Annotated in this window: 8 protein-coding genes; all 8 read right to left on the bottom strand. The window is 56.7% G+C overall.

The genetic code is table 11. The features are described 5' to 3' along the window. Positions 1–2: 2 nt before the first annotated feature. Positions 3–1,175 (bottom strand): cytochrome c3 family protein, encoded by a 1,173-nt coding sequence (locus tag WC891_04830; GenBank protein MFA5867269.1) that lies wholly within the window; start codon positions 1,173–1,175, stop codon positions 3–5. Between the two features lies 1 nt (position 1,176). Beyond that, entirely contained in the window at positions 1,177–2,253 is a 1,077-nt protein-coding gene (locus tag WC891_04825) for a cytochrome c3 family protein (protein ID MFA5867268.1), read from the bottom strand. A 237-nt stretch (positions 2,254–2,490) separates the two neighbouring features. Beyond that, complete coding sequence (locus tag WC891_04820; protein ID MFA5867267.1) at positions 2,491–3,582, bottom strand: ethylbenzene dehydrogenase-related protein; 1,092 nt, start codon at positions 3,580–3,582, stop codon at positions 2,491–2,493. Continuing rightward, complete coding sequence (locus WC891_04815; protein MFA5867266.1) at positions 3,579–4,763, bottom strand: ethylbenzene dehydrogenase-related protein; 1,185 nt, start codon at positions 4,761–4,763, stop codon at positions 3,579–3,581. Before WC891_04815 ends, WC891_04820 begins: the two co-directional genes overlap by 4 nt. 12 nt (positions 4,764–4,775) lie before the next feature. Then, the gene (locus WC891_04810) at positions 4,776–5,876 is read right to left on the bottom strand and encodes an ethylbenzene dehydrogenase-related protein (GenBank protein MFA5867265.1); all 1,101 of its coding nucleotides are present in this window, start codon (positions 5,874–5,876) and stop codon (positions 4,776–4,778) included. After that, positions 5,876–6,961, bottom strand: coding sequence for an ethylbenzene dehydrogenase-related protein (locus WC891_04805; protein MFA5867264.1), 1,086 nt, complete (start codon positions 6,959–6,961; stop codon positions 5,876–5,878). The genes WC891_04810 and WC891_04805 overlap by 1 nt, the downstream gene beginning before the upstream one ends. A 10-nt stretch (positions 6,962–6,971) precedes the next feature. Next, positions 6,972–8,054: an ethylbenzene dehydrogenase-related protein gene (locus WC891_04800; protein MFA5867263.1), complete on the bottom strand. Its 1,083-nt coding sequence runs from the start codon at positions 8,052–8,054 to the stop codon at positions 6,972–6,974. Next, positions 8,051–10,360 carry a hypothetical protein gene (locus tag WC891_04795; GenBank protein ID MFA5867262.1) on the bottom strand — a complete coding sequence of 770 codons (2,310 nt, stop codon included), beginning with the start codon at positions 10,358–10,360 and terminating at the stop codon, positions 8,051–8,053. Before WC891_04795 ends, WC891_04800 begins: the two co-directional genes overlap by 4 nt. Positions 10,361–10,363: the final 3 nt, after the last annotated feature.

The raw sequence follows: 10,363 nt of genomic DNA, 5'->3' as shown, positions 1-10,363 counted from the left end.
TCCTAAAGACCGGATTTACTCAGATAGCCATGGCAATCCGCGCAGACCGCCCTGTTATCCAGTCTCAACAGCATACTCGTCGTCATGCTGGGCAAGATACCGCGGTTCGCCGCCGGTATCGCTCCCGCCATTCTGTCCATCTTAGCTGTGGTCCCGTGAGCTCTATGGCAGGTCAGACAATTGATTGTATCATCTGCCGAACGACCTAGAGGCAATTGGTCGGTCAGGGGAAGATTAGTGCTGGGCGCCCCAAGGGTCACGTTCAGCCTTGATCCGGCCCCTCCGGTCAACGGCACGTCGGTCTTATGCCGGTAACGCGCGCGGTCACCAGCCCCGTCGCCCGCGTCGTAAACGCTGATTGGCTGCTCATAAACGGTGTGACAGCCGCTGCACCAGGCGCTTAAACCCGCGTTATAGTTTCTTGTGTATTCTATCGGCGCGCCGACCGTTGCCGGCGGTTCACTCAAATTGTCCCAGGTCTGTCCCGTCCCGAACTGGACGTCCGTATAGGCCATGTAAGAGCCCGATTTCGGCGTCGTAAAGACCGCACTGGCCGGATCGGACCCGTTCCAGAACCACGGCCCGTTCCAGGCTACCGGTAAAGCGGACGTCGCGTCGCCTACCCGCAAACGCAACGAACGATACTGGACCGGCGAATTGAATCCGGTGTGCATGGTGTGGCACGAGGTGCAGTCCAGTTTCATCGAGGCGCCGCTGGCCGAGCCGAACGGTGTCTGGGTAACCCCGATGTCGTGCTGCGACGTTCCCGGATTAGTCGGGTCGGTGCCGTTAACGGTCGGCTCGGCTATACCGTCGCCATCCGTGTCAATGCTCGTAAAACTTCCACCCAGGAGCGGAGTGCCTACTTCGCCCCACGGTCCGCCGTGACGAAGCGATCCCACCGGCCTGTTGTAAATCCCGCTGGTAACGTCGGTGTCGGCGCCGGTCCCGTTCCGGTGGCAAGTCAGACACATACCGGCCGTGCTGTAGAGAAGGTTCTCGGACGTCGCGGTATGCGTACGGTGGCACACGTAGCAGATCTGGGGATCACTGGCGAATCCCTCATGGCCGGTGGGCATGGGCGCGGCGACGGCCATCGCAGCAGGCCCCAGAACCGCCGCGGCCGCTAAACTTATGGCTAGAAAATAACCGGTAATTCTCCACGCGGCCCGCATGTCAGTTTACCACCTTATGGCAGGCGCTCTGACAGATCTGCCTGTCGTTCAATCTCAAAAGCATCGAATCCGTTGGCAACGAACCCCGCGTAGAAGCTTGCGAGTCTATGCTTGTGCCCATAGTCGCGTTGCTGCCGTGCGCCTTGTGACAAGTCAGGCAGGTGATCGTATCTTCGTTCGTCCGGCCGTCGCCACCGACGTCCTGCAAGGGTAAGTCGGTCGGCAGATCATAGGTCGTCGCCGGATTGTAAATGTTATTGCGGCCCATGACCGGCACATCCACGGCGTGCCGGTACCTAACCTTGTCGCCGGCGTTGTCGCCCGCGTTGTAAGGCGTGTCATCGCTTCTGGTCATGTATTTCGAATGACAGGTCGAACACCAGGCCGACATTCCTGACCTGTAGTTATAGGTGCGGTGCTGAACGCCCGGCTCGGCCGGCTCCATATCCACCTCGGCGTATTTGTTGTCCTCCGTCCCGCCCTCAACCTGATCCGGTCCGTTCCAGGTCACCGAGAGGTCGGCGGCAGCGTCGCCGACTCGCCGCCTGAGCAGCCGGTAGTTTGGTCCCTCATGCGGCGTATGGCATGAGGTGCAGGTAAGTTCGATGGTAGCGCCCATGTCGTTACTACCGTATGGCGCCGCCACTTCACCAAGATTATGTTTGCTGGTCGTGTTGGTCGCGCCGCCGATGCCTTCAAACCCGCCGCCGAGCAGGGTGCCCGCGATAACATACTCGCCGCCCGGCTCCGCCGGTTTCATCACTGCTCCCTGCATGACCGCCGTGTCGGCGCCGATGCCGCCGGAGTGGCACGACTCGCACAGCTCCATAACGGTTGTTCTCCCTAGAAGTGTCTGCGTCGCGCTAGTATGCATGGCGTGGCACTTTTCGCACTTTTCCGTCGTCGCGCCAAAAGGTCCGTGCGGTCCCGCCGCCAATGCCTGAAATGGGATAAGAACGAACAAGAAAGTGGCCAAAACGGCCGTTAGAAGGAGAAATAAAATGAGCTGAAGCCAGGCTCCCACGGGGTGCCTCACTTCAGCAACATATTTACAGCTCAGAAGCCCTTTTTCGACCATTCCGCTCCTGTTTCCCTACGCGAACCGATGAGTCCTTTCTACGTTCGCCGGATCTCTTTTAGTCTGCGCCGGGCTTTAGAGCGTCATGACCTGCGATAATAGTAAATCGCTTTGCGTCAAAATCTTACCATTTTTTTGGCCATAGGGCAACGGTTTTTAGATAATGTTTCAACATTTCAGAGGCTATTTTTAGTCTTAGGATACCCGGTCTTCCGGAAGTCCTGTCGGGCGGGACGATTAAGGCTTGATTTCCAGACTTATCGGTCCGAAATACTTGTGATCCGTTATGGTGCGGTCGAAGACGGCGACATCGAACACGTAGTATCTGATCTCACCTTTCTTTACCTTGAACTGGATATCGTCAGTTTGACCGGTGTCGAGGCTGCGTTTGAATTCCACAGTCCAGCGACCATCCCGCCAGACACCTTTGCCGGAGATATCGTCCCGGCTCCCGCCCCATTTCGCGGTAAACGGAAAAAAGATGATATAGGGCTGGCGATCACCGGCCTTGAAAACGCCGTAGTCTTCTATCTTCTCCACCTGATCGATAAAGGGATAGGGCGTCGTATCCACCGTCAGCCCCGGTTTCAACATATACTTTGGCTTTTTCTTACCATCGGCGGGATCCGTGGCGTAGTTCAAATCCATCGGCGCGCGCTCCGTGAAGTAATCATGGCGGCGAAAGATGCGCGGCGGGACGCTGTTCGGGAACTTCAAGAAGGCGGGGTCGATGCTGAAGACATAATCGTTGACTGACCCGCGGACGTTACTGATCCCTAGCGATATATCCCAGATATCTCCCTTTTGATTAACGCCGCTCCACTTACGGCCGGCTCCGGCCGGCCCGACGATCTCCATCGCGGCCGTTCCGTCGGTCCTTTGATGGCATACCGCCCGGCAACCTTCCTTGGTGAAACCGGGAATCGAATCGTCAATATTCCAGAAGAACGCAAGAGCGTCGTCTATCGTCCCCTTTGTCCAGGTCTGTCCGTCGTAATTCCAGACTTCGTCGACACTGTCGTTGGTCTGGTCCGTCCAGGTCGCCGAGAAGTAGAAGTAAGTGTCGTCGTAAACCGCCCGCATCGTTACCGCGGGACCGCCCGCTGTCGGGACGGTCAGCTCGGGGGCTTTCCGCCAAACCCGGTCGTCGGCTATGCCGTCTATGACCGGTGGAGTCTGAATGTGAGCGGCTTTGAGAACGGCGTGAGTTTGAGGCCGCGGTTGTCGCTTTACGTTCTTATTCGTCGTACGCCCGCACCCCACGAACAGGAGAATCGCTAAAATCAAGATGGTGGTGGTGATGGTGGTGAAATGTCGCGGACCGGTCATTCCAACACCAAAGTCAGAGGATCCGTTACGAAATGTTCTTTCTTGGCGTCGTTGAAAACCGCGACGGCGCCAACCGGCAAAAGGTTTTTGTTGAACGCCGATTGGAACTGGACGTCGTCAAGGTGTCCGGTGTTCGTCTTACGACCGAACTCCAAGGTATAAACGCCTTTGGTCCAGGCACCCTGGCCGGAGATATCCAGACGGCTGCCCTCCGGTTTTCCGTTCGGAAACCTGCCGCGATTATAGTTCGCCGTCAAATCAAAGAACTCAATCAGCGGCACCTTATCGCCGGCTTTAAAGATTGAATAGTCGGTGATCGGCTCAACCTGGTCTTGCCGTGGGAAGGGTGTATCCTCAAAGGTCAGACCGTTGTTTAGCTTGAACGACGGGGCCTCGTCTTTCTTGTCTTTGTTGTCGCCCGCGGGGTTTTCCAGATTCCTGGTCCAATACTGCTTAGTGCCGGCATCCCCGTTGTCGAACCGGAGCACGGAATATGGCATGAACCCGGATGGACGGTCGCCGGTCAGGGTGTTAAAATTCAACGGGGCCATCAGCCCGTCATCTACGACCGACACCAGATTCATTACCCCCGGCGCCCACAACCACGCGTCGCCCAGCGGCACGTCGGACGGCCCTTTGCGGGCGACACGCATGGTCCATGTATCCGGTTGGGCCGGGTCCTCATTATGGCAGACCGCGCCGCAACCCTGTTTGGCGAAGCCGGGCAGCGATCCTTTGATATCCCATAGAAAACCGATCTTATCGCTGTTGATTTTCCGATGCCACGACTTACCGTCAAATTGCCAGTACAGTTTACCGTCGTCAGAATCCGGGTCATCCCAAACGGCACGGAAATAAATCACATCTTTGGTGTGCACGCTCGTCAGCCGGACGACCGGGGGCGCCGCCGTCTTCTGGCTGTCGTACAACGGCCGCGTGGTCAGCCGCACCTCCTTGGCGGAAGCCCAAACGCCGTCGCTACCCGACCCGTCGAGGACCGGCGCGCGGCTTACGGAAACGCTGAGCAAAACGGTTTTCCTTCCGGGAGCGGCCGGGGCGCGGCCTGATTTACGAGCGCAGCCCGCCGTCACCACCACAATCAACACAGCCAAAAACAACGCGCATGTTAAACGGAAGCGGATATTAAGGAAACCGGTGGCGGATTCGGAGAAAACAGGCATTGTCTTGTACGCCTAACGCGGGGCCGGTTCGAATTCCAGGATGGCGCTCGGGCCTTGTCTGACCCGCTGACCGTCGGTCCTTACCAATGGACTGAAGTAATACCAGACTGTCCCGGACGGATCGGGTTTAAAAACGATATCGTCGCCATGCCGCGTATCAAGCTTACGCGCCATTTCGACCGTCCACCGGCCTTTTTCCCATCTGGCGTGAGCCTCTATGTCACCAACGCTGCCTCGCCAGCTCTCGCCTTTAAAGATAATGAAAGGAAGGTTATCGCCGTTTTTAAACCCGGCATAGTCCGTAATCGGTATCATGTCCGTGACCTTAGGATACGGCAACGTTTCAATCGTCCCCCCAATCCGATACATATCCCGCGGCTGGCCGGGCGCCAGTTTATGGATATCACGGGCGTTGATGGTGACAGGCCAGGACCCCGTCAACGCGTCGGGATATACCTCGATCAACGTCGACAACACGTAAGGCGATCGGCTGCGCATCGGGTTGATCTGGAACACCTCATCTACCGCTTGTCCCAGCTTATTGGAAACGCCCACGCCCATGAACCAGACATCGGCCCGCTGTGCAAGCGACGTTTTATCTTTCTTGTCGGCGTTGATATAGAAGGACCAGCCGAGCTGCAACGATCCGCCTGGGCTGACATCGCGTTTTGTCTTCGGCTCCAGCGTAATCACCTTGGAACCGCGCTCGTCGAACCCCTTGACCGAATCGTTAATGTTGAACATCAGCACCAACAAGTCGCCGGCGCGGCCGTTAGTCCAGGCGCCATTTCCGTAGGTCCATATTTGGGAGACATCGTCTTTTGTCGCGTCTTCGTAAACGGCCCGGATAAAGACCTTTTCTTTCGTGTATAAGGCCTGGAAAACCACGTCCGGCGCGCTCTCGATCTTCACCGCCTGGGGAGTGGCTTTGTTCCAGAGCGGGTCGGACTTGCTCCCGCCGATGGACGGCCCTTTACTTACATAACGCGCGACAACGGTCGGCGGTCTGGAAAGAAACCACTGGATAGTGTAAGCGGCGACGCCGACGGCGACTATTGCGCCCAGGATAATCGTCGCAATCACCCAAGCGCGCCTGGAGACGGTAAAGACCATTACTTGTTCCCGGCAAACAACAATGAAACGGGCTCCCCGTACGCGTAACCGTTGCCGCCGTCACGGACGATAGTGCCGAACGTATATCGAACCTCCCGGTCAGCCGCATTGAACTTGACATCGTCCGGCCAACCGGTATTCAGCACCCGACTGAATTCCACCAGCCAACCGTTTTCGACTGTCCATGTTGCCTTGGCGCTAACGTCATCCTTGCTGCCGCCCCACTTCACGTCACGCTTCATAATCATGGCCGGCGCGGTATCCCCGTCCCGGAAGACCGTGGAGTCGGTTATTTCGACGACTTCATCCTCGTACGGCCACGGCGTGTCCGTCAGGCCGGGCTTTAACATATACTTGGGCAAGACTATGCCATTGACCGTTTTTTCGTTCTTAAACCACGGCGCCTTGTTCGGGCGGTAGTCATGCTGGACAGTAATCTCCCGCGTCCGCCCCGCTATCTTTGGCTCCGCCCGGAATACGAAGTCTCCCGCCCGGAAGTAGTACTCCGGCACCATGCACCATGACCACAGGTCACCTTGCTGCGCGGCGAAGGCCGCTTCGTCCGCTTCGTTTGTCCGGATGATCTTGAAATCGTATACGTCATCGTTGACGCCCGGCTTAGCGTTGACGACATTGAAGCCCCGCTCGTTGAAATCTTTGATACTGTCGTTCATATTCCAAAGAAACGCCAGCGTGTCATCGTAACTGCCGCGCACCCATCGGCCGCCTTCGTACCGCCAGCCCCGGTTGAGTTTAAGAGGCGTCGAATCCCTGTATGAGGCTAACAGAAATATCTCCGTATCAGTGTAGAGGGCCCGTACCGTCACCTGCTTTGGCTCGACCGCCGCGTCTCCCTTTAGATTAAGAGTGACCGGAACCCCCTTAGACCAAACCTCGTCCTGCCGGCCGTCCATAACGGGCGCCGTTTTAATATAGACGGCCGTCAGGGCACGCGGTTCGGATGTTCTCGCTCGCGCGGCCGACGAGGCGGTCTTGTTGCCGCATCCCACGCTCAATACGGCCAGCGTGCCGATCATTGCGGTAATCGTCAGGACTTTAGCCAGCCATTGTCTTCTATCGCTCATAACGCGCCTCCTAATTTTGCGGCTCAAAAATCAACTCTACCGGCGCCGTCGGTTCATACCGGCGTCCCTCGCGTCGTAACAGAATTCCGAAAACGTACCGGGTGCTCGCACCGGGCGTAAACCGGGCGTCATCCGCATGACCGGTATCCAGCGCGCGACCCATCTCGACGGTCCAGACGCCGTCTTGCCATGTTTCGGCCCCGTCAATGTCGTCCTTGCTGCCTCCCCAGCGGGCCTCCCGGCTTTTATACACGATAAAAGGCACGGTATCGCCTGGAGAAGGCGCGGCGGCGGTCTCAATGGGAACCATGTCGGCCAGAACCGGATAAGGATTGTTCGTCAAGTCGAAACCCGGTTTGTATGCGTACGACGGGCGTGTCCGATCGGCATTCTTATTCAGCACCCATGGCACCCCGAATTTGTTCTCGTCGTGCTGGACAAGGATCCTTGGTTTCCAATCCCGCACCGCTTGTCGTTTCATATCCTCTTTGAACACCCAATCCTCCGCCTTGCCGTAGGGCAACTGTAAGCCCGTTGACCAGAAGTCGCCTCGCTGCCCGCGCCACTTGGCGTCTCTTTTATCAAGACTGGTTCCTTCGATCGCGATATTCCACGGGTGTTCGTCTTGTTTCAGCCCATCCGTTAACATACCGAAACCGCGTTCATTAAACCCGATAATCGAATCGCCGGTATTCCAGAACAACACCACGGAATCCGATTGGCCCTCTTGCCGCCAACTTGAGTCCTTGAACACCCAAGGTCTGTCGATATAGTTGTGGGAACTGTCCGGATACCTGACCAAACAGAAAATCGACGTCTTCGTGTATAAAAACTTAAGGCTCACGTCGCCCTCGCCCTCCGTTAACCTGACTGTCGTTTCAGGCACCGTTTGCCAGATAGGATCAATCAGTCCATCCACGACCGGGGCCGCTTTCATATATCTGGCTCGCCCCACATTATCCGTTTTCGATGCTGCCGACCTGGGCCGATGATCAAACTCCGATCGGCTGCTTTTATAGATCCACCAAATACCTATAAGCCCGACAAAGACCGTTACCGCCAGCCACAGCCAGACACGCTTTTGACGGATCACTTGGTCGGATGACGCTCGTTCCAGTCATCGGGATCAAGCGGCTGAACATTATAGTGGTTGGCGTACCCTCCGGCTGGTGTCACCCGGGCGAAGTCCTGCGCTTTCTCCGCGGTCATCGGTTCCAGTTCGGTATCGGGATTGACCGGCCCTCCGGCTTCGTAGTATCCCACCGGCGCGAAAACGAAATCCCGTTTTGTCAGACTCTTGCCGGCCGCCGGAATCTTGAAGTATAACTGCGCCTGGTCCCGGTAGTCGAACGGCAGGTAAGCGCCGTCGCGTTTCTTCAGAATCGGCGTCACGTCCACCGGCGACCTTTTATACTTCGTATACTCGGCCTTTTGCAGCGAGAGCTTGGTGAGTTTATACGGTTCGTCTTTCACCGATACGGCCATGTGGTCGACGAAGTTCAGCGTCGGAATTACTCTTATCTGGTATGATTTCGTCCCGGCCGGGAAGAATCCCTTGATGTCCATATAGCCATGTCGATCCTCGGCATGACGGGCCGAACCCCTGGTCACCCACTTCCCGTTCTCATCCTTGGTCTGGATGAAGATCGGGAGCTTGGCGCCTTTTAACTCGTTGACGCTCCAAATCAGTTTAATCGTCTTGGCCTTGGAGAGATCGCCGAAATCAAGGGTGAACCAGTTGCCGTTGGCGTAGATCTCATCGATCGTATTGCCGTACCCGACCTCGCCGGCGAACCAATTCGATTTGTCGTATTCGCCGCCGGCATGCTGAGAGATCACGTCAAGGACGTTGTTGCCTTTGTTGTCGACGGCGTTTACCGGGAGAACGATATTCTTGTCGTTCGTCACGTGAACGCCCCCGTCCACCGAGAGATAAACCCATGAGGTGGGTGTATGATCAATGGTCCACAACGCGATCGAATCCTCGTAGCCGATCTCTCCGACAGGCTCGCCGTCCGGCCGGTCGCCCGACGATGGCTGGTCGAACTTGACCTTATACATCCCGTTGGCAACCGCCGGCGCGCCGTGCTTGAAGAGAATATAGTCGTCCTCCCGGTTATAGTAGCGGTACGCGGGCACGTTCCCCAACCCTTTAAGGTTCGGCATATCGGGGGTCGGCAGCGGGATGAAATAGTTGCTTCCCGGTTTGACGCGCGAACTCTGGAAATGAACGCGGGTTTCCTCGGTTTCTTTTCCTCTATCGGTTATGGAGTAGAAACGAGGACACGATGTCTCATAACCGCTCATGGTGTGGTGACAGATATAGCAGTAGTTCTCCTGCTTCATCAACCAACGGGCTGACGTGTCGCCGTGAATAGGCACCACCTTACAGGTCGTACAGCCGATTTGGTCAAGTGCCATGGGCGCGTGACCAAGACAGGGGCTGGCGCCGGCATGCCCCCCATCGGGATGTCCTCTACCCGGTCCGTAGTATATAACGTCGTGACATTCGTAACAGACGATATTGGACGTTCGCTGATAAATCGCTATGTTGTACGTTAAATTGCCTATGCGGCCGGCGTTCAACATATAGGTGGGCTCCGTTGACGGCGCCGGTCGCTTCAGGATGTATTTATAATTCGAGCCGTGCGGTCCTTTGACAGTCGTCGAGTCGCTTCCGTGACAATCCGAACACTTGATCACGCTATTGGCGTTGCGGCCAGGCACAAAGGTTTGATTAAATGTCCGGTTGCCGGCCCACCCGTATCTTTCTGAACCGGGGCGCTTGCCTTTGGCTACGACCGGGTGATACGAGGCGTTATTCGGATTCAACTCCTTGGCGGTGTCGGTTTCCTGGACGATAACATCACTTGCCGAGTCTCCCGCCATCCAATATCGGCCTCTCGTCCAGTTGAATTTCGGTAAGGTCTGCGTCCCCCAGCTGTAACCGCTATGGCATTTGAAACATAGTTCATATTCCTTGACAACGGCGGATAGAAAGACATATGTTGGCGTGCCGCCCGCCGGCACTCCGGTGTAAAACGCGCGCACGCCGCTAACGTTCGCTTGTGTGCCGGCGCCGAAATAGGACCCCAGCGGGGACGGGGTGGCCATAGCCGAGTGAGGGTCATGACAATCGTTACAGCTGGCATGGCGTCTTACCAAAGGCATCGCTTTATAGTTCTCCGTGTCTGTATGCAGGCCGGCCGGCGCGAAATGAGAATAGGTCTTAATGTAGTCGGTGTAGATGTTCTCGAAACCGATGTCGGCGGCCATGACTACCGGAGAGGCCAACCACAATATCCCGCAGACGACAACCGCGGAAATCGCTAAGGCGACTAAGCGCGTGCCGGTCGGCGTACATCCGAAAGTGCCAAAAATTCCCTGTAACCGAGGCATAAC

The sequence above is a fragment of the Actinomycetota bacterium genome, from assembly GCA_041658625.1.
Taxonomy (GTDB): domain Bacteria; phylum Actinomycetota; class JAHEXW01; order JAHEXW01; family JAHEXW01; genus JBAZZW01.
The sequence above is the reverse complement of the archived record's forward strand: the minus strand, read 5'-3'. Positions and strand labels throughout refer to the sequence as shown.

Excerpts from the sequence above, each read along its gene's own strand:
- WC891_04820 (MFA5867267.1), bottom strand. The coding sequence starts at position 3,582 with ATGACCGGTCCGCGACATTTCACCACCATCACCACCACCATCTTGATT.
- WC891_04830 (MFA5867269.1), bottom strand. The coding sequence starts at position 1,175 with ATGCGGGCCGCGTGGAGAATTACCGGTTATTTTCTAGCCATAAGTTTA.
- WC891_04810 (MFA5867265.1), bottom strand. The coding sequence starts at position 5,876 with ATGGTCTTTACCGTCTCCAGGCGCGCTTGGGTGATTGCGACGATTATC.
- WC891_04795 (MFA5867262.1), bottom strand. The coding sequence starts at position 10,360 with ATGCCTCGGTTACAGGGAATTTTTGGCACTTTCGGATGTACGCCGACC.
- WC891_04805 (MFA5867264.1), bottom strand. The coding sequence starts at position 6,961 with ATGAGCGATAGAAGACAATGGCTGGCTAAAGTCCTGACGATTACCGCA.
- WC891_04825 (MFA5867268.1), bottom strand. The coding sequence starts at position 2,253 with ATGGTCGAAAAAGGGCTTCTGAGCTGTAAATATGTTGCTGAAGTGAGG.
- WC891_04815 (MFA5867266.1), bottom strand. The coding sequence starts at position 4,763 with ATGCCTGTTTTCTCCGAATCCGCCACCGGTTTCCTTAATATCCGCTTC.